Source organism: Klebsiella sp. SWET4 (assembly GCF_024296565.1).
GTDB lineage: Bacteria > Pseudomonadota > Gammaproteobacteria > Enterobacterales > Enterobacteriaceae > Klebsiella > Klebsiella variicola.
This window is the reverse complement of sequence record NZ_JANCOB010000003.1, coordinates 246,925-265,815: the sequence shown is the minus strand read 5'-3', so window position 1 is coordinate 265,815 and position 18,891 is coordinate 246,925. Positions and strand designations below refer to the sequence as shown.

Genomic DNA, 18,891 nt, shown 5'->3' with positions numbered 1-18,891 from the left:
ATTACATCGCGCTCACTGGCTGTATTTGCCGCAATGCACAGGTATACTCCTTCCCTGGTTTTTTATCACTTAGTCGGGAGTTGTAACCCCCCATGCAAGAAATTATGCAATTCATCGGCCGTCACCCGGTCCTGAGCATCGCGTGGATCGCGCTGCTGGGTGCGGTACTCTTCACCACCTTTAAAGGGTTGATGTCGAAAGTTAAAGTCATCACCCGTGGTGAAGCGACGCGTCTTATCAATAAAGAAGATGCGGTGGTGGTCGACCTGCGTCAGCGTGACGATTTCCGTAAAGGCCATATTGCCGGCGCCATCAACCTGCTGCCTGCCGATATCAAAGCCAATAACGTCGGCGAGTTGGAAAAACACAAATCGCAACCCATTATTGTGGTAGACGGTTCCGGCATGCAGGCGCAAGAGCCAGCCAGCGCGCTGAACAAAGCCGGGTTTGAAAAAGTCTTTGTACTGAAAGAGGGCATCGCAGGCTGGAGCGGCGAAAACCTTCCTCTGGTACGCGGCAAATAACTTACCTCGCGTGGTAATGCCGCCGCGCTTTCCCCTTCATGCCTGACGTGAGGGGAAGCTCAGGCTGCGGCGTAAAACCCCAGGGTAAAAACAGGAGTAAAGTCATGGCCAATATTGAGATCTACACCAAAGCGACCTGCCCGTTCTGCGTACGCGCGAAAGCGCTGTTGAACAGCAAAGGCGTAACGTTCCATGAGTTGCCGATCGATGGCGATGCCGCGAAGCGTGAGGAGATGATCCAGCGCAGCGGACGGACGACGGTTCCGCAGATTTTTATTGATGCGCAGCACATTGGCGGCTGTGACGACTTGTATGCGCTTGATTCACGTGGTGGACTTGATCCCCTCTTGCGCTAATTTTTGCGCGCTTTCCCTGGCGGAAGCGCGTATTTAAGGACAACACGAAAGGGTTTTACTATGTCAGAACAAAACAGCACCGAAATGACCTTCCAGATCCAGCGTATCTATACCAAAGATATCTCTTTTGAAGCGCCGAACGCGCCGCAAGTTTTCCAGAAAGACTGGCAGCCGGAAGTTAAACTTGATCTGGATACCGCCTCCACCCAGCTGGCTGAAGGCGTTTATGAAGTGGTGCTGCGTGTGACCGTGACCGCCGCGCTGGGCGAAGAAACCGCGTTCCTCTGTGAAGTACAGCAGGGCGGTATTTTCTCCATCGACGGCATCGAAGGCACCCAGATGGCGCACTGCCTCGGCGCATACTGCCCGAACATTCTGTTCCCGTACGCGCGTGAGTGCATCACCAGCCTGGTTTCCCGCGGCACCTTCCCGCAACTTAACCTTGCGCCAGTGAACTTCGACGCGCTGTTTATGAACTATCTGCAGCAGCAGGCTGGCGAAGGTGCTGAACAACATCAGGATGCCTGATGAACGCACTTAATGCTGCAATGACTGTGATCGGTGCCGGCTCTTACGGCACCGCTCTTGCCATCACCCTGGCAAGAAATGGCCACCACGTTGTGCTCTGGGGCCATGACCCGAAACATATCGCGACGCTGCAACACGATCGCTGCAACGCCGCGTTCCTTCCCGATGTGCCTTTCCCGGATACGCTGCATCTTGAGAGCGACCTGGCCACCGCGCTGGCCGCCAGCCGCGACATCCTTGTCGTGGTGCCAAGCCATGTGTTCGGCCAGGTATTACGTCAGATTAAACCGCTGATGCGTCCCGACGCACGTCTGGTGTGGGCGACCAAAGGCCTCGAGGCTGAAACCGGCCGCCTGCTGCAGGACGTAGCGCGTGAAGCGCTGGGCGATGATATCCCGCTGGCGGTGATCTCGGGGCCAACCTTCGCCAAAGAGCTGGCCGCCGGTCTGCCGACGGCGATTTCGCTGGCAGCGACGGATCCGCAGTTTGCCGAGGATCTGCAGCACCTGCTGCACTGCGGCAAAAGTTTCCGCGTCTACATCAATCCGGACTTTATCGGCGTGCAGCTCGGCGGCGCGGTGAAAAACGTCATTGCCATCGGGGCCGGTATGTCGGATGGCATCGGCTTCGGCGCCAATGCGCGTACGGCGCTGATTACCCGTGGGCTGGTGGAAATGTCCCGTCTCGGCGCGGCGCTGGGCGCCGATCCGGAAACCTTTATGGGCATGGCCGGTCTCGGTGACCTGGTGCTCACCTGCACCGACAACCAGTCCCGTAACCGTCGCTTCGGCATGATGCTCGGCCAGGGTATGGACGTGCAGAGCGCCCAGGACAAGATTGGCCAGGTGGTCGAAGGCTACCGCAATACCAAGGAAGTTCGCGTTCTGGCACAGCGTTTAGGTGTCGAAATGCCAATAACCGAGGAAATTTATCAGGTATTGTATTGCGGAAAAATTGCGCGCGAGGCAGCATTGACCTTATTGGGTCGCGCCCGCAAGGACGAGCGCAGCAGCAATTAGCTTTCCTTTGTCACCTGAATGACCCTGCCAGCGCAGAACTGGCAGGTCATTATCATATCGTCTGGAGTATGCAATGCCGTGTGAAGAACTGGATATCGTCTGGAATAATATTAAAGCCGAAGCCCGGGCTCTGGCTGACTGTGAGCCGATGCTCGCCAGTTTTTACCACGCTACGCTACTCAAGCATGAAAATCTGGGCAGTGCGCTGAGCTATATGCTGGCCAACAAGCTGGCCTCGCCGATTATGCCAGCGATCGCCATTCGCGAAGTGGTGGAAGAGGCCTATGCCGCCGATCCGGAAATGATCGCCTCCGCCGCCTGCGATATTCAGGCGGTGCGCACGCGCGACCCGGCGGTGGATAAATACTCCACGCCGCTGCTCTACCTGAAGGGTTTCCATGCGCTGCAGGCCTACCGTATCGGCCACTGGCTGTGGACTCAGGGCCGACGTGCGCTGGCGATTTTCCTGCAAAATCAGGTCTCCGTCTCCTTCCAGGTGGATATTCACCCGGCGGCGAAAATCGGCCGCGGGATCATGCTCGACCACGCCACCGGCATTGTGGTCGGCGAAACGGCGGTGATTGAAGATGACGTCTCTATTCTGCAGTCGGTCACCCTCGGCGGTACCGGTAAAACCAGCGGCGACCGTCACCCGAAAATTCGCGAAGGCGTGATGATTGGCGCCGGGGCGAAGATCCTCGGTAATATCGAAGTGGGACGTGGGGCGAAGATTGGCGCCGGTTCGGTGGTATTGCAGCCGGTTCCGCCGCACACCACCGCGGCGGGCGTACCGGCGCGCATCGTTGGCAAGCCGGAGAGCGACAAGCCGGCGATGGACATGGATCAGCATTTCAACGGCATCCACCACACCTTCGAGTACGGCGACGGGATTTGATGTATTGTGCCATTTGCCGCTGTTAAGCTCAGATATGTAGCCCGGATAAGGCGCGGTGCGCCGCCATCCGGGAATGGCTCAGGTTAGCTGCGCAACACGGCGCCCGGATACCCCAGCTGGCGCCAGGCCTCATACACCACCACCGACACCGCGTTGGACAGGTTCATGCTGCGGCTGTCCGGCATCATCGGAATACGGATTTTCTGCTCTGGCGGCAGGGCATCGAGGATGCTGGCCGGCAGACCGCGGGTTTCCGGGCCAAACATCAAGAAATCGCCATCCTGATAGCTCACTGCGCTGTGCGCCGGCGTGCCTTTGGTGGTCAGGGCGAACAACCGCTGTGGCTGCGCGCAGGCGAGAAACGCCGCGTAATCCGCATGGCGCTGCACGGCAGTGAACTCGTGATAGTCCAGTCCGGCGCGTCTCAGGCGTTTATCGTCCCAGGTAAAGCCCATCGGCTCAATGATATGCAGACTGAAGCCCGTGTTGGCGCACAGGCGGATAATATTCCCGGTGTTCGGCGGGATCTCTGGTTCGAATAACACGATGTTCAGCATACTGCCCCCTTAATTGCGGGGGGCAGAATAGCAGATATTTGGCGAACCCTCACCCCGGCCCTCTCCCTGAGGGAGAGGGGGAAAACCGGCGCCGGTTGGTGGATCGGAGGGTGCGGGTAAAGGACTCACTCATCAGTCGATACTTCTCGTGGACAGAGGCTCAGGGAAACGCCGCCGCTAACCTGTCTGCCGGACAGTCCCCTCTCCCTTTGGGAGAGGGTTAGGGTGAGGGGAGAGAATGACGCCGCCTACGCGGCGTTGCCCTGCTTCAGCGCATCGAAGGTCTGCAGCGCTTCGGCGTTCTGCACCAGCGAATCACGGCTGATTTCACGGATGGTTTTCGCCCCGGTCAGGGTCATCGCCACTTTCATTTCTTTTTCGATCAGGTTCAGCAGATTCGCCACGCCCTGCTTACCGTGGGTCGCCAGGGCGTACAGATACGCGCGGCCCAGCAGTACGCTGTCGGCGCCCAGGGCAATCATCCGCACCACATCGAGACCATTGCGGATGCCGCTGTCGGCGAGAATGGTAATGTCGCCTTTCACCGCGTCGGCAATCGCCGGCAGGGCGCGGGCCGAGGAGAGCACGCCATCGAGCTGGCGGCCGCCGTGGTTAGAGACCACAATGCCGTCAGCGCCGAAGCGCACCGCGTCGCGGGCGTCCTCCGGATCGAGGATCCCTTTGATCACCATCGGACCGTCCCAGAAATCGCGGATCCACTCCAGGTCTTTCCATGAAATCGACGGATCGAAGTTATTCGCCAGCCAGCCGATGTAATCCTCCAGACCGGTCGGTTGGCCGAGATAGGCGGAGATATTGCCCAGATCGTGCGGGCGACCGTTAAGGCCGACGTCCCACGCCCACTGCGGATGAGTCACCGCCTGCCAGTAGCGGCGCAGGGCGGCGTTCGGGCCGCTCATGCCGGAATGGGCGTCGCGGTAGCGGGCGCCAGGGGTCGGCATATCGACGGTAAAGACCAGCGTCGAGCAGCCGGCGGCCTTGGCGCGCTCCAGCGCATTGCGCATAAAGCCGCGGTCGCGCAGGACGTATAACTGGAACCACATCGGGCGTTTGATGGTCGGGGCGACCTCTTCAATCGGGCAAACGGAAACGGTAGAGAGGGTGAACGGAATGCCTTTGTCGTCCGCCGCGCCGGCGGCCTGCACTTCGCCGCGGCGAGCGTACATGCCGCACAGCCCGACCGGCGCCAGCGCCGTCGGCATCGCCAGCTTCTCATTGAACAGAGTGGTCTCGAGACTCAGATCCGACATATTGCGCAAAATACGCTGGCGCAAGGCCACATCGGACAGGTCCTCGACGTTACGGCGCAGGGTATGTTCGGCGTAGGCGCCGCCGTCGATATAGTGGAACAGAAACGGCGGCAGGATACGCTGTGCGGCGGCGCGATAGTCGCTGGCGGCGGAAATAATCATCACGAGTTCTCCCTGGAATTTTCATTGTGGTCACCGGGCAGGCGGGTAATTCGCGCCTGGCGGGCCTGGTCTTCATCAAAACGTTTAATCGTGGCGTGGACAAAACCTAAGTGGCCCATCATCGCCTGGCGCGCCGCCTCGGCGTCACCGGCAACAATAGCCTCCATAACGGCCTGGTGCTGTTCAGTCAGGCGGGCAAACACCGGCGGCACCAGATACATGCGCTGGCGGCTCTGCTTAACGGAGGAGTGCAGCAGGTCGAAAAAACCGCGCATGGTTTGCAGGAGCACCACGTTATGCGAGGCTTCGGCGATGGCCAGATGGAAGCGGACATCCGCCTGCGAGGCGATATCCGGATCTTCACTCTGGGTCGCTTCAAAGCACAGACGAATTTTTTCTTTATCGGCGTCGGTGGCCCGCATCGCTGCGTGCCACGCGGTGCTGGCCTCGATGGCGTGGCGGGCTTCGAGGATGTCGAAGCTGTAGTCCGGGTCATCGGCCAGCAGCGTCTTCAGCGGCTGGACGATGTTTTGCTCCGACCACGGTTCATGCTGCCAGCGGACGAAGGTGCCGCCGCCGCGACGGCTCAGCAGCACGCCTTCATTGACCAGCATCGCCAGCGCTTCGCGCAGGGAATTGCGCGAGACGCCGAGCTGGGCGGCGAGCTGGCGTTCCGCGGGCAGTCGCATGCCCGCCTCCAGCTGTTGTTCTTCAATCAGCGCCCGGACGCGACGCGCCACGTCGTCGGCCAGGCGTTTAGGCATCACTATCACGGGATCATCCAGGTTAAAACGTAGGCCTGCAGCGTGGTGATCAGGCCCACCATGCAGGTGAAGATCAGGCTGTGTTTGACGGTAAAGCGGAACAGATCCGACTCTTTACCCACCAGGCCTACCGCGGCGCAGGCGATGGCGATCGACTGAGGGGAAATCATCTTGCCGGTGACACCGCCGGTGGTGTTGGCCGCGACCAGCAGAATATCGGAGACGCCAATCTGCTGCGCGGCCGTTGCCTGCAGTGCGGCGAACAGGGCGTTAGACGAGGTGTCCGAACCGGTCAGGAATACCCCCAGCCAGCCAAGGAACGGCGAGAAGAAGGTAAACGCGTGGCCGGTATGCGCCAGCGCCAGGGCCAGGGTCGACGACAGCCCGGAGTAGTTGGAGATAAAGGCGAACGCCAGCACCATGCCGATAGAGTAGATCGGCAGCGCCAGATCCTTCAGCGTCCCGGCGAAGGTGGTCAGCGCGTCTTTTGGCTTCATGCGCAGCCAGACGATGGACAGCAGGGCGGCGAACAGAATGGCGGTGCCGGTTGCCGACAGCCAGTCGAATTTATACACCGCGGCGTATGGCGTCGCGGCGCTAACTACCGGCGGCATACGGGCAACCATTTTGTCGAGGAACGGCACCGAAATATTGATGACGAAGTCATACATTGCGCCGCCCGGTGCGAACAGCGCTTTAAACGGCGGTACGCTCCACAGGGTCACGGTGGCGGTCAGGAACAGGAACGGCGACCAGGCGCGGATCACTTGTCCCGCCGTGTAGCGGGTGCGGGCCAGCGTCATATCCACCTGCGAGGCGCCGATATCGCCGAAGCGGAAGATGCGTACCGGCTGCCAGCGTTTGAGGAACAGGGTCAGACAGACCAGGGAGACCAGCGACGAGATGATGTCCGGCAGCTCCGGGCCAAGGAAGTTAGAGCTGAGGTACTGGGCAATAGCGAACGAACCGCCTGCCACCATCACCGCCGGCCAGGTCTCTTTGATGCCGCGCCAGCCATCCATGATGGCCATGATCCAGAACAGGACGATAATGGTCAGGAACGGCAGCTGACGGCCCACCATCTGGCCGATAGCAAAGCTGTCGATACCGGTCACCTGGCCGGCGACCAGGATCGGGATGCCCATCGCGCCGAAGGCCACCGGCGCGGTGTTGACGATCAGGCACAGGCCAGCCGCATACAGCGGGTTAAACCCAAGGCCGACCAGCAGCGCGGCGGTAATCGCCACCGGCGCGCCGAAACCCGCCGCCCCTTCGAGAAAGGCGCCGAACGAGAAGCCGACGATCAGCATCTGCAGGCGCTGGTCCGGCGTAATCGACAGAATCGATGAGCGGATGATGTCGAACTGCCCGGTCTTCACCGAGATTTTATAGACGAAGACCGCGGCGATAATAATCCACGCGATAGGCCACAGGCCGTAGAAGAAGCCGTAGACCACCGAGGCTAAGGCGCGGTCCACCGGCATTTTATAGAACAGCAAGGCGACGGCCAGCGCAATAGCGACGGTCCAGGTGGCTGCGAGGTAGCCTTTCAGTTTGAGCTTAATCAGCGCAAAAAAGAAAAACAGAATCGGTAGCGATGCGATAAGACTGGATAACCAGATATTACCGGCGGGATCGTAGTTTTGTTGCCAGAGATTCATGCAGGGTCTCCATCGGGCCGCCAGGAGAGGAGGGCTGAGTCTGCGCTCATTGCCGATCCCATCGTAGGTAAAATTGGCCCGGCCAATTAAGGGTATCAGGGTTGATGACAACGAATGGTTAATCAGATGTTGCTCTTAAGCAACGTGTTTGTGATGTATTTTGATGTATTTGTGAACTGCTGGGGGGTAGATGAAATTATTGGTTGGACCAATCGACCTGACTGAGGGTAAAAATGTGGGAAGTGAAGACAGAATGACCCTCTCCGGGCGGAGAGGGCAGGGGATCAGAATTCGCTGCGGGCGAAACCGGTCATCTCTTTCAGACCCATTTCCCGGCCCAGGGCGGTCATCGGATGGACGACCACCAGACCGCGAACGCTTTTCTTCAGCTTGCCCATATCGGCCTGCTCTTTTTTGGTGATCGCGCGGCGGAACGGCAGGCTCATTAGTTTCTGCGCCTCTTTGCTCAGCTTCTGGCTCTGGACGGAACGCAGACGTTCAATCTCCGCTTCCAGGGTGGCTTTTTCTTTTTCCAGCTCGGCGTATTTGTCGGCGGCTTCCACCAGCGACAGCTCGGCCTGCTGATGGCGGATGGCGTCGAGACGGTCGCTCAGGCGCTTGATTTCATTTTTTTCGACTTCTTTCATGATGACTTAATCTGTTAATAAAGGGGCTTCATTCGCCTATAGTATGTGCCGTGACCGCCATTGTTGATAGTTATTTATCAAAAATTCGCCGTTTATCGCCCGCAGAATGCTATACCAGCGCTCGCTAATAATTTGAATTTTATTAATATTCCGCCTAATACCCGTTCTAATTTCATTTCTGTGAAGCCCGTCGGAAGATAAGCACGTTTTCCTTAACCCGCGCCGGTGATTTGGCTAATGCTTAATCAGATTATTCCCAAAAGGAGGACGTGATGGCAAAGATCGGCGACGGCGTACCACGTTTAATCGATAAAGCGGTTGATTTTATGGCTTCCAGTCAGGCGTTTATGGAGTATTTGAAAAAATCTCCGCGTCTGCAGCATATACCGCGAGATATTCCCCAGGATAAGGAAGCGTTGTTTCTGCAGCGTCTGGAATATTATCGTCAGCTTTACCGGCCGACCTGCGACCAGACGGAGCCGGAGTCAGAGCGTTGATTTCTGGAAGGCTTTTTTTAAGCTGATTCGCGAAATCAGCTCAGTCAGGGACAACACCATTGTTGAGCGCACCATCTGCTGGTAACGCAGCTTCTGCATTGCCAGCAGTTCGGCATCGCTATCATCAAACTGCGGCGTTGGCGGCAGGGCGGCGACGCAGTGCAGCTCGCCGAACGGCCCGATAATTTCGTCGTCGGTAAAGCTGTACTCATTGCCGTCGTGGTTAAGCTCTTCGCGCAGGGCCATCAGCAGTTCGGCGTCTTCATATTCGGCACGACTTATCACCCCAAGGCCATAAATCAGCTTCAGGCGTACAGAGAGATCGCCGAGCGGCCCGCTGCCCTCCAGCAAGGGCTCGACGGCGTATTTCACCGCGTAGTCGTCTTTACGGAACACCTGAAGCACCAGAATATTGACCGCTTCCGTTAACAGTTCGACGGTGGCGATCAGGAAGCTTCGTACGGTTTTGCCAGCATTCAGACGCTCAAGCACACGGTTTTCAAATGCTTGTGTTTCTTCCATCATTGCCTGCATATCTGACAGGAGTCGTAATGGGCGCGACGTTGGTCGCGCCAGGTTGTGCATCATTTTTCCGCGTTGTAGTCGTTAACGGCCTCCGCGACGACATCACTTGCGGCATCCAGGCCGGAAATCTGCGCCAGCGCGGCCTGCGGCCCCTTGTCGGCGATCAGTGCCGCCAGCTCCTGCGCCTGCGGATCGTCTTCGCTACGGAAATGCATCGCCGCTGCAATCCCTTTCACCAGGTTGCGGTGCGGCAGACCGTATTCCAGGGTACCCAGCAGCGGCTTAATTAAACGGTCGCCAGCGCTCAGTTTGCGCAGCGGCTGACGGCCAACGCGCTCAACATCGTCTTTCAGGTACGGGTTCTCGAAACGTCCAAGAATTTTCTGGATATAAGCCGCGTGTTTCTGCGGGTCAAAGGCGTAACGTTTGATCAGCACCGCACCGCTCTCTTCCATCGCGCCCTGCACGACGGCACGAATTTTCTCGTCGAGGATCGCGTCGCGAATCGTCTGGTGGCCCGCCAGTTTTCCGAGGTAGGCGGTTATAGCATGCCCGGTGTTCAAGGTGAAGAGCTTGCGTTCGACAAATGCCATCAGGTTATCAGTTAATTCCATTCCCGGGATAGTCGGCAGCGCGCCCTTGAACTGCGTCTTATCGACAATCCACTCGCTGAAGGTTTCCACGGTGACTTCCAGCGGGTCATGGGTGGCGGAAGCCGATGGCGGCACAATACGGTCAACGGCTGAGTCGACAAAGCCGATATGGGCTTCAACCCACGCTTTATCTTCTTCCGCCAGCGCGTTAAACACGTGGCCTTTTAACTGCGTGGTGCCGCGCACCATATTTTCGCAGGCGATAATGTTCAGCGGACGTTCGCTGCCCTGCGCTTTGCGCTTCGCCAGCCCTTTGGCGATGGCCGGGGCGATGCGCTCAAGTACGACGGGACCGACGGCGGTGGTGACCAGATCCACCTCAGCGATCAGGTCCACAACCTCATCGCCGATGCTGCTGACGGCATTGACGCCGGAGACAGTATCCACCTGCTCATTCTCACCGACGACGTGAACCTGATAGCTATGACGGGCATTCAGGGCATCAAGTACGGTCTGATTGACATCGGCGAACGTCAGTTCAATGCCCGCGTCGGCCAGCAATTTACCGATAAAGCCACGTCCGATATTACCTGCGCCAAAATGTAATGCTTTCATAGTATTAACCTTCAATTAATGTTTTTACCTGAGAGGGCTGGGGTGAGGCTTTGCCCCTCACCCAAACCCTCTCCCAAAGGGAGAGGGAATGGACCGCTTTGGTTATTTATTCAACAGTGCCAGAACCTCGTCGACGCTGGTGGTTTTCGCCAGGCGCTCAATCACGGTTTCGTCATCCAGGGCGTTAGTCAGGCTGGTGATAACCTGAATATGCTCGTTGTTGCGGGCCGCGATGCCGATGACCAGACGGGCGACATCGTCTTCATCTTCCCCAAAGCGCACGCCTTCCGGGTACTGGCAGAAGACGACGCCGGTTTTCAGCACACGGTCTTTCGCTTCGATGGTGCCGTGCGGTACCGCGATGGACTCGCCGAGATAGGTCGAGGTCAGTTTTTCGCGGTCCAGCATCGCCTGCACATATTCCGGCTCGACGTAGCCGCCTTTCACCAGCTGCTCGCCGGCGAAGCGAATGGCTTCTTCTTTGGTGGCTGCTTTGCGCCCGAGGAAGATGTTATCCGCACCCAACTGGAACAGGTTTTTGTCGCCATCATCAAAGCTGTCTTTCAGGCTATCGGTAACTTTCACTTCATTCTCGATGTGGCGCTGGGCCGCGACCAGACGCTCAGTCAGGCTGGTGTACAGACCGCTGTCGAGGAAGTTGGTCAGCGAAATATGCTGCGCCTGTGGTACCTGGCGCATCGCCCGCTCGGTCAGGTCACGGTGAGTGATGACCAGGTCAACATCCGGCGGCAGGTTATTGATCGCGCTGTTGGTAACCGAGATGTTACTCAGTCCGGCATCCTGCACTTTCTTGCGCAGCACCCCGGCACCCATGGCGCTGGAACCCATCCCGGCGTCGCAGGCGACGATGATTTTACGCACATGGCTCAGGTCGTTGGTGACATTACCGGCCGCCAGCGGGCTGGCGCCTTTGGATTCCGCTTTCATGTCATGCATACGACGCGTTGCGGCTTCGATATCGTCTTCTTCTTTTACCTTGCTGGTCTTCAGCAGAATCGCAGAGACCACGAAGGAGACCGCCATCGCTGCGATAATCGCGGCGATGTTAGCGAAGTAGGCGCCTTTCGGCGTCATCGCCAGCACCGCCAGGATAGAGCCAGGGGAAGCCGGAGAGACCAGACCGCCATTGAGGATGGTCAGGGTGAAGACACCGGTCATCCCGCCGAGGATAACGGCCAGGATCAGACGTGGGTTCATCAGCACGTACGGGAAGTAGATTTCATGGATACCCCCCAGGAAGTGGATGATAGCCGCCCCGCCTGCTGACTGTTTTGCGCTGCCGCGACCAAAGAACATGTACGCCAGCAGAACGCCCATCCCCGGACCCGGGTTAGCTTCAATCAGGAAGAAGATAGATTTACCCAGCTCGTGGGACTGCTGAATACCCAGCGGCGAGAAGATACCGTGGTTAATGGCGTTATTGAGGAACAGGATTTTTGCCGGTTCCACGAAGATAGACGCCAGCGGCAGCATGTCGTGCGCCACCATAAAGTTAACGCCAGCTGCCAGAATTTTCGACAGAACTTCAACCGCCGGGCCAATGCCGAGGAAGGCCAGAATGGCGAGGATCATCCCGATGATGCCAGCGGAGAAGTTATTCACCAGCATTTCAAAACCGGATTTGATCTTACCGTCTACCCAGTTATCGAACTTCTTGATGCAGTAGCCGCCCAGCGGGCCGGCAATCATTGAGCCGAGGAACATCGGCATATCCGCGCCGACGATAACGCCCATGGTGGTGATCGCCCCGACCACGCCACCACGTTCGCCGCCGACTAATTTACCGCCGGTGTAACCGATCAGCAGCGGCAGCAGGTAGGTGATCATCGGACCGACCAGCTTCGCCAGCGTTTCGTTTGGCAACCACCCTGTCGGAATGAAAAGCGCGGTGATGATACCCCACGCGATAAACGCGCCGATATTCGGCATCACCATATTGCTGAGGAAACGACCAAAGCTTTGCACCTTGATCTTGATATCGGATGACATAAAACACCCCTTCTTCTGTTTTGCGTATCGCGCAGGCTTAAAGCCCGAGGTTTGTTGTTAATGTGGCGGCAGAGGTAGCCGGGCCCTGATTGATAGTGCGAAATCTGGCACTGAATCGTTTAGCTGTCCAGCTAGCGCCCTTTTGTGTGATACGGATCACATGAATATAGGGGGCAAAGCGCTTTTTGTAGTGATGTTGATCACATAATTCCTGTGTAAAAAAACAACACAGCGCCTTTTTAGCCGCTGATCTGCCTTTTTGTGTGATATTTGTCACAATTTTGTTTCGTGGTTTTGTTGTTTGTTTGTGATTTTGATCACAAAGAATTTCACGGTGGATTTTTGCCGCTGTGATCTCGGCCCGGTTTTGCGGCCAGGGCGAGGTGGCTCTGTAACTAAGCAACCTTAACTGCCGAATAACTTTTTTACGCCGGATGGCAAAAATGAAAGGCGTGAATTATGCTCAAAATAGCGGCCCGAATGTCAGTGGGTCGTGAATAAAATTCATATAAATTATTAGCGTAAAGCCGAGGGAATTATGTTTCTCAATTATTTTGCGCTGGGCGTTCTGATCTTCGTTTTTCTGGTCATTTTTTATGGGATTATCATTATTCACGATATTCCTTATTTGATCGCCAAAAAACGCAACCACCCTCATTCCGATGCTATTCATGTCGCCGGATGGGTCAGTCTTTTTACTCTCCACGTCATCTGGCCGTTTTTATGGATTTGGGCCACGTTGTACCAGCCTGAGCGCGGCTGGGGCATGCAGCATAAGGCGAATACGGCCCCTGATGAACCTGAAAAAGAGACCGATATACAACAGCTTCGCCAACGACTGAGCGACCTTGAACACCAGGTGGCGGCCATCCAGCGGCCGCAGTCCACCTCTGCGGCGGAGAAATAATCTATGGATCTGTTGATAATTTTGACCTACGTGGCCATCGCCTGGTCGATATTTAAAATCTTCAAAATACCGGTAAATAAATGGACGGTACCTACCGCGGCGCTGGGGGGCGTATTTATTGTTAGCGCGCTTATTTTATTAATGAACTATAACCACCCTTACACCTTTCTGGCGCAAAAGGCGGTGATATCTATTCCTATTACGCCGCAGGTTACCGGAGTGGTTAACAGCGTCACCGACAAAGCGAATCAGCGCGTCAAAAAGGGTGAGGTGCTTTTTACCATTGACCCGGCACGCTATCAGGCGCGGGTCGACCGTCTGCAGGCCGACCTGGTGACGGCGCTGCACAGTATTAACACCCTCAAGGCGCAGCTCTCTGAAGCCCAGGCCAACACCACCCGCGTGTCGGCGGAGCGCGATCGCTTATACAAGGACTATCAGCGCTACCTGAAAGGGAGCCAGGCGCGGGTGAACCCGTTCTCGGAAAGTGACATCGATAACGCCAGGCAGAATTACCTTGCCCAGGACGCGCTGGTCAAGGCGTCGGTGGCGGAGCAGGCGCAGATCCAGAGCCAGCTGGACAGCATGATCAACGGCGAGCAGTCGCAAGTGGTTAGCCTGCGCGCCCAACTGGCGGAGGCGAAATACAATCTCGACCAGACCACTGTGCGGGCGCCCAGCGATGGGTATATCACCCAGGTGCTGATCCGCCCGGGGACCTATGCCGCCTCGCTGCCGCTGCGTCCGGTGATGGTGTTTATCCCGGAGCAAAAACGGCTGATCGTCGCCCAGTTTAGGCAAAACTCCCTGTTAAGGCTGGAGAAAGGCGACGACGCGGAAGCGGTGTTTAATGCTCTGCCCGGGCAGGTGTTCCACGGCAAACTGGTGAGTATTTTACCGGTGGTGCCGGGAGGAAGTTATCAGGCGCAAGGGGCGTTACAGTCGCTGACCGTGACGCCGGGCAGCGATGGCGTGCTGGCGACCATCGAGCTCGACCCCAATGCCGAAATTGATGCGCTGCCTGATGGTATCTACGCGCAGGTGGCGGTCTACTCCGACCATTTCGCCCACGTCTCGGTGATGCGTAAAGTGCTGCTGCGGATGACCAGCTGGATGCACTACCTCTATCTCGATCATTAATGCGATCGGCGGCAGGTTGAGCGGGACGCTCACCTGCCTTTTGTCCTGCCCTGAGCCATACTCATATCTTTGTTGGCGATAATTTGTTGGCGATAAGGAGCAGGCTATGAAACTGATCGGCAGCTACACCAGTCCCTTTGTGCGCAAAATCTCCGTGATCCTGCTGGAAAAGCGCATCCCTTTTGAGTTTGTCAACGAATCCCCCTACAGCGAAAGCAACGGTGTGGCGCGCTATAACCCGCTGGGCAAGGTACCGGCGCTGGTGACGGACGACGGTGAGTGCTGGTTTGACTCCCCGGTCATCGCCCAGTATCTGGAGCTGCTGGGCGTGGCGCCGCCGATGATCCCCGCCGACCCCAGAGCCGCTCTCAGGATGCGTCAGCTAGAGGCGCTTGCGGATGGGGTGATGGAGGCCGCCCAGGCGCTGGTGCGTGAAAAGGCTCGCCCGGGCGCGCAACAGTCAGAGCAAGAGCTGCTCCGCCAGCGGGAGAAAGTGGCTCGCGGCCTCGACCGGCTGGAAGCCTGCGCGGCAGACGGAACGCTGCGCGGCGACGAGGTTAATCTGGCGACCATTTCCACGGCCTGCGCCATTGCTTATCTGAACTTTCGCCGGGTCGCGCCCGGCTGGTGCGCCACCCGGCCGCAACTGGTGAAGCTGGTGGATGCGTTGTTCCAGCGCGCCAGCTTTGCGCGTACCGAACCGCCGCGGACTTGACCCAGGCAGGTAACAGTTTGCGCAAGGAGGCGTTACAATCGCCGCTGATTGTTGACTCCCTCTCCCGTCGGGAGGGGGGAAAATAACTTACCGCCAGGCCCATTCATGACTACCGATATTCGTGCGCTTTATACCCGGCTTCCGGCCATTGACCGCTTACTACGCGACCCCGCTTTTTCTCCCCTGCTGGCGCAGCACGGCCATTCGCAGGTGGTGGCGCAGCTGCGCCAGATGCTGGATGAGGCGCGGGAACAGATTAGCCAACGGCAGACGCTCCCTGACTGGAGCCATGACTGGCTGCACGCCTGTGAGCAGCGGCTCACCGCCGGCCAGCGGAGCGCCCTGCGTCCGGTGTTTAATCTCACCGGTACGGTATTGCATACCAATCTGGGGCGCGCCATCCAGGCGGAGTCGGCCGTGGAGGCGGTTGCCAGCGCGATGCGCGCGCCGGTGACGCTCGAATATGATCTCGACGACGCCGGGCGCGGCCATCGCGATCGCGCCATTGCCGATCTGCTGTGCCAGATCACCGGCGCGGAAGATGCCTGTATCGTGAACAACAACGCGGCGGCCGTTCTGCTGATGCTGGCGGCCACCGCCAGCGGCCGCGAAGTGGTGGTTTCCCGCGGCGAACTGGTGGAGATCGGCGGCGCATTTCGCATTCCTGATGTGATGCGTCAGGCGGGTTGTCAGCTGCACGAAGTGGGTACCACCAACCGCACCCATGCCAAAGACTATCGTCAGGCGGTGAATGACAATACCGCGCTGCTGATGAAGGTTCACACCAGCAACTACAGCATTGAAGGCTTTACCAAAGCCGTCGACGAAGCGGAGCTGGCGGCCATTGGCCGCGAACTGGACATCCCGGTGGTGGCCGACCTGGGCAGCGGGTCGCTGGTGGATCTCAGCCAGTATGGCCTGCCGAAGGAGCCGATGCCGCAGGAGATGATCGCCGCCGGGGTGAGCCTGGTCAGTTTCTCTGGCGACAAGCTGCTCGGCGGCCCGCAGGCCGGAATTATCGTCGGCAAACGCGCGCTGATTGCCCGGCTGCAAAGCCATCCGCTGAAGCGGGCCCTGCGCGCGGATAAAATGACCCTCGCGGCGCTGGAAGCCACGCTGCGCCTCTATCAGCACCCGGAGGTGCTGACGGAGAGATTACCGACGCTGCGCTTGCTCACCCGTCCGGCGGAAGAGATCCGCCGGCTGGCTGAACGCCTGCTGCCTGACCTGGCGGCACACTATGCTGACTTTGCCGTCAGCGTGGCAGCCTGCCAGTCGCAGATTGGCAGCGGTTCGTTACCCGTTGACCGCCTGCCCAGCGCGGCGTTGACCTTTACCCCGCATGACGGCCGCGGCAGCCGGCTGGAGGCGCTGGCGGCCCGCTGGCGCGCGCTGCCGTGTCCGGTGATTGGCCGCATTGATGATGGTCGGCTCTGGTTGGACCTGCGCTGTCTGGAAGATGAAACCCGGTTTATGGAGATGTTGTTACGATGATTATTGCCACCGCTGGACATGTTGACCACGGCAAAACGACGCTGCTGCAGGCGATAACCGGCGTAAATGCCGATCGTCTGCCGGAAGAGAAAGCGCGGGGAATGACGATCGATCTCGGCTATGCCTACTGGCCGCAGCCGGACGGGCGGGTGCTGGGATTTATTGACGTTCCCGGACACGAAAAGTTTTTGTCCAACATGCTGGCGGGGGTGGGGGGTATTGACCATGCGCTGCTGGTGGTGGCCTGCGATGACGGGGTGATGGCGCAAACCCGCGAACACCTGGCGATCCTGCAGTTGACCGGAAAGCCGACGCTTACCGTGGCGCTCACCAAAACGGACCGCGTGGCGGCCGCCAGGGTGGAGGAGGTCCGGGCGGAGGTCGAGCAGACTCTGCGCGAGCTGGGCTTTGACGCCGTCGCTTTCTTTCCCACCGCGGCGGCGGAAAACATCGGTATTGCCGAACTGCGCAGCCATCTGCTGCAGCTTGCGGAGCGCCCCCACCCGCAGCAGCAGCGGTTTCGCCTGGCGCTGGACCGCGCTTTTACCGTCAAAGGCGCGGGGCTGGTGGTCACCGGGACGGCGCTCTCCGGCGAAGTCCGGGTCGGGGATACTCTGTGGCTCACCGGCGTGAACACGCCGATGCGCGTGCGGGGTCTGCATGCCCAGAATCAAGCGGTTGAGCAGGCGCACGCCGGGCAGCGCATTGCGCTGAATATTGTCGGCGATGCACAGAAAGAGGCAGTGCACCGCGGCGACTGGCTGTTGTCCTCACCGCCGCCGGAGCCTGCGGAACGGGTGATTGTCGAGCTGCAGTGCCATACGCCGCTCAGCCAGTGGCAACCGCTGCATATTCACCATGCTGCCAGCCACATTACCGGCCGGGTGTCGCTCCTCGAGGACAACCTGGCGGAGCTGGTGCTGGATACCCCGCTGTGGCTGGCGGATAACGACCGGCTGGTGCTCCGCGATATCTCTGCGCGTATGACGCTGGCCGGCGCACGGGTGGTGACGCTGGATCCCCCGCGCCGCGGCAAACGTAAACCGGAATATCTGCAGTGGCTGCACGCCCTGGCGGCAGTTGGCGCTGACGATGCGCAGGCGCTTGAGCTGCATCTGCAGCGGGATGCCGTCCGGCTTGAGCGCTTCGCCTGGGCACGGCAGCTCAGCGAAGCCGGAATGGCCGCCCTGATCCAGCGACCAGACTATCTGCAGGCCGGACAGCGCCTGCTCAGTGCGCCGCTTGCCGCCCGCTGGCAGCGAAAATTGTTGGATGCCCTGGCGCGCTACCATGAGCAGCATCGCGACGAGCCGGGCCCTGGCCGGGAGCGCCTGCGCCGCATCGCGCTGCCGATGGAAGATGAAGCGCTGGTGCTGCTGCTGATTGAGCAGATGCGTGAGAGTGGCTTAGTCCACAGCCATCACGGCTGGCTGCATTTGCCGGAGCATAAAGCCGGGTTTACCGACGAGCAGCAGGCGGTCTGGCAGAAGGTGGAAACCCTGTTCGGCGACGATCCGTGGTGGGTGCGCGATCTCGCGCGCGAAGTCCATGTTGAAGAGTCCCTGATGCGCGCGGTGCTGCGCCAGGCGGCGCAGCAGGGGATGATTACTGCGATCGTCAAGGATCGTTACTACCGCAACGATCGCATTGTGCAGTTCGCCCAGCGGGTGCGCGAGCTGGATCAGCTGCGCGGATCAACCTGCGCCGCGGATTTCCGCGACACCTTAAACGTCGGGCGGAAGCTGGCGATTCAGATCCTGGAGTATTTCGATCGGATTGGCTTCACCCGCCGTCGCGGTAACGATCATATCCTGCGCGATAAGGCGTTGTTTCTGTAATCATTCACGCCAGCTCCCCGGCGGACTTCGTGCAGGGGAGCTGGCGAAAAGAACTTGTTAAAACCGCTGCGTGAGACCGCCGAAGCAATTTCGCGTGAGCTGGGTTTCACGGTGCGTGAAGCGTCAGGCAAATGACCACATCCTGCAGGCCATCTGACAAAAAACAGCGCTGA

At 58.7% G+C, this 18,891-nt stretch carries 19 protein-coding genes and 1 pseudogene; 12 read left to right on the top strand and 8 right to left on the bottom strand.

The window, feature by feature from the left end:
• Positions 1-92 precede the first annotated feature (92 nt).
• The 5 genes from NKJ21_RS10370 to cysE all read left to right on the top strand — a co-directional run bounded on the left by NKJ21_RS10370 (position 93) and on the right by cysE (position 3,322).
• Positions 93-524: a rhodanese-like domain-containing protein gene (locus tag NKJ21_RS10370; protein WP_008806855.1), complete on the top strand. Its 432-nt coding sequence runs from the start codon at positions 93-95 to the stop codon at positions 522-524.
• A gap of 104 nt (positions 525-628) precedes the next feature.
• A complete protein-coding gene (gene grxC, locus NKJ21_RS10365; protein ID WP_008806856.1) occupies positions 629-880 on the top strand; it encodes a glutaredoxin 3 in 252 nt (83 codons plus the stop codon).
• A gap of 60 nt (positions 881-940) precedes the next feature.
• Entirely contained in the window at positions 941-1,408 is a 468-nt protein-coding gene (secB, locus tag NKJ21_RS10360; RefSeq protein ID WP_002922428.1) for a protein-export chaperone SecB, read from the top strand.
• Positions 1,408-2,427, top strand: a complete 1,020-nt coding sequence (gpsA, locus tag NKJ21_RS10355; protein WP_008806857.1) for an NAD(P)H-dependent glycerol-3-phosphate dehydrogenase — start codon at positions 1,408-1,410, stop codon at positions 2,425-2,427. Before secB ends, gpsA begins: the two co-directional genes overlap by 1 nt.
• Positions 2,428-2,500: 73 nt before the next feature.
• Positions 2,501-3,322, top strand: a complete 822-nt coding sequence (gene cysE, locus NKJ21_RS10350; RefSeq protein ID WP_002922426.1) for a serine O-acetyltransferase — start codon at positions 2,501-2,503, stop codon at positions 3,320-3,322.
• Between the two features lie 83 nt (positions 3,323-3,405).
• Here cysE and trmL read toward each other — a convergent pair whose 3' ends face one another.
• The 5 genes from trmL to NKJ21_RS10325 form a co-directional block, all read right to left on the bottom strand.
• Positions 3,406-3,879: a tRNA (uridine(34)/cytosine(34)/5-carboxymethylaminomethyluridine(34)-2'-O)-methyltransferase TrmL gene (gene trmL / locus NKJ21_RS10345; protein ID WP_110235966.1), complete on the bottom strand. Its 474-nt coding sequence runs from the start codon at positions 3,877-3,879 to the stop codon at positions 3,406-3,408.
• A gap of 248 nt (positions 3,880-4,127) precedes the next feature.
• On the bottom strand, positions 4,128-5,312 hold the full coding sequence (gene lldD, locus NKJ21_RS10340) for an FMN-dependent L-lactate dehydrogenase LldD (RefSeq protein ID WP_016161950.1): 1,185 nt from the start codon (positions 5,310-5,312) through the stop codon (positions 4,128-4,130).
• A complete protein-coding gene (gene lldR, locus NKJ21_RS10335; RefSeq protein ID WP_008806859.1) occupies positions 5,312-6,085 on the bottom strand; it encodes a transcriptional regulator LldR in 774 nt (257 codons plus the stop codon). Before lldR ends, lldD begins: the two co-directional genes overlap by 1 nt.
• A complete protein-coding gene (gene lldP / locus NKJ21_RS10330; protein WP_008806860.1) occupies positions 6,082-7,737 on the bottom strand; it encodes an L-lactate permease in 1,656 nt (551 codons plus the stop codon). Before lldP ends, lldR begins: the two co-directional genes overlap by 4 nt.
• Before the next feature lie 284 nt (positions 7,738-8,021).
• Positions 8,022-8,384, bottom strand: a complete 363-nt coding sequence (locus NKJ21_RS10325) for a YibL family ribosome-associated protein (protein ID WP_008806861.1) — start codon at positions 8,382-8,384, stop codon at positions 8,022-8,024.
• A gap of 272 nt (positions 8,385-8,656) precedes the next feature.
• On the opposite strand from NKJ21_RS10325, the gene NKJ21_RS10320 reads away from it, so the two are divergent.
• Positions 8,657-8,881, top strand: a complete 225-nt coding sequence (locus NKJ21_RS10320) for a hypothetical protein (protein ID WP_012540317.1) — start codon at positions 8,657-8,659, stop codon at positions 8,879-8,881.
• Here the strand turns inward: NKJ21_RS10320 and mtlR are convergent.
• From mtlR to mtlA, 3 genes are all read right to left on the bottom strand, one after another.
• Positions 8,870-9,466, bottom strand: coding sequence for a mannitol operon repressor MtlR (mtlR, locus tag NKJ21_RS10315; RefSeq protein ID WP_002922401.1), 597 nt, complete (start codon positions 9,464-9,466; stop codon positions 8,870-8,872). The genes NKJ21_RS10320 and mtlR overlap by 12 nt on opposite strands.
• Positions 9,466-10,614, bottom strand: a complete 1,149-nt coding sequence (mtlD, locus tag NKJ21_RS10310) for a mannitol-1-phosphate 5-dehydrogenase (RefSeq protein ID WP_008806863.1) — start codon at positions 10,612-10,614, stop codon at positions 9,466-9,468. The genes mtlR and mtlD overlap by 1 nt, the downstream gene beginning before the upstream one ends.
• 102 nt (positions 10,615-10,716) lie before the next feature.
• On the bottom strand, positions 10,717-12,624 hold the full coding sequence (gene mtlA / locus NKJ21_RS10305) for a PTS mannitol transporter subunit IICBA (RefSeq protein ID WP_254732884.1): 1,908 nt from the start codon (positions 12,622-12,624) through the stop codon (positions 10,717-10,719).
• 538 nt (positions 12,625-13,162) lie between these two features.
• Here mtlA and NKJ21_RS10300 point away from each other — a divergent pair.
• The 6 genes and pseudogenes from NKJ21_RS10300 to NKJ21_RS10275 all read left to right on the top strand — a co-directional run.
• The gene (locus tag NKJ21_RS10300) at positions 13,163-13,531 is read left to right on the top strand and encodes a DUF3302 domain-containing protein (RefSeq protein ID WP_004152044.1); all 369 of its coding nucleotides are present in this window, start codon (positions 13,163-13,165) and stop codon (positions 13,529-13,531) included.
• Between the two features lie 3 nt (positions 13,532-13,534).
• Positions 13,535-14,671, top strand: coding sequence for an HlyD family secretion protein (locus tag NKJ21_RS10295; RefSeq protein ID WP_032417669.1), 1,137 nt, complete (start codon positions 13,535-13,537; stop codon positions 14,669-14,671).
• A gap of 106 nt (positions 14,672-14,777) precedes the next feature.
• Positions 14,778-15,386, top strand: a complete 609-nt coding sequence (locus NKJ21_RS10290; protein ID WP_004145238.1) for a glutathione S-transferase — start codon at positions 14,778-14,780, stop codon at positions 15,384-15,386.
• A gap of 105 nt (positions 15,387-15,491) precedes the next feature.
• Positions 15,492-16,880 carry an L-seryl-tRNA(Sec) selenium transferase gene (gene selA / locus NKJ21_RS10285; protein WP_008806866.1) on the top strand — a complete coding sequence of 463 codons (1,389 nt, stop codon included), beginning with the start codon at positions 15,492-15,494 and terminating at the stop codon, positions 16,878-16,880.
• Positions 16,877-18,718, top strand: coding sequence for a selenocysteine-specific translation elongation factor (gene selB / locus NKJ21_RS10280; protein WP_110221746.1), 1,842 nt, complete (start codon positions 16,877-16,879; stop codon positions 18,716-18,718). The genes selA and selB overlap by 4 nt, the downstream gene beginning before the upstream one ends.
• A gap of 42 nt (positions 18,719-18,760) precedes the next feature.
• Positions 18,761-18,853: pseudogene (locus NKJ21_RS10275) on the top strand (IclR family transcriptional regulator); the annotation flags it as partial.
• Positions 18,854-18,891 lie beyond the last annotated feature (38 nt).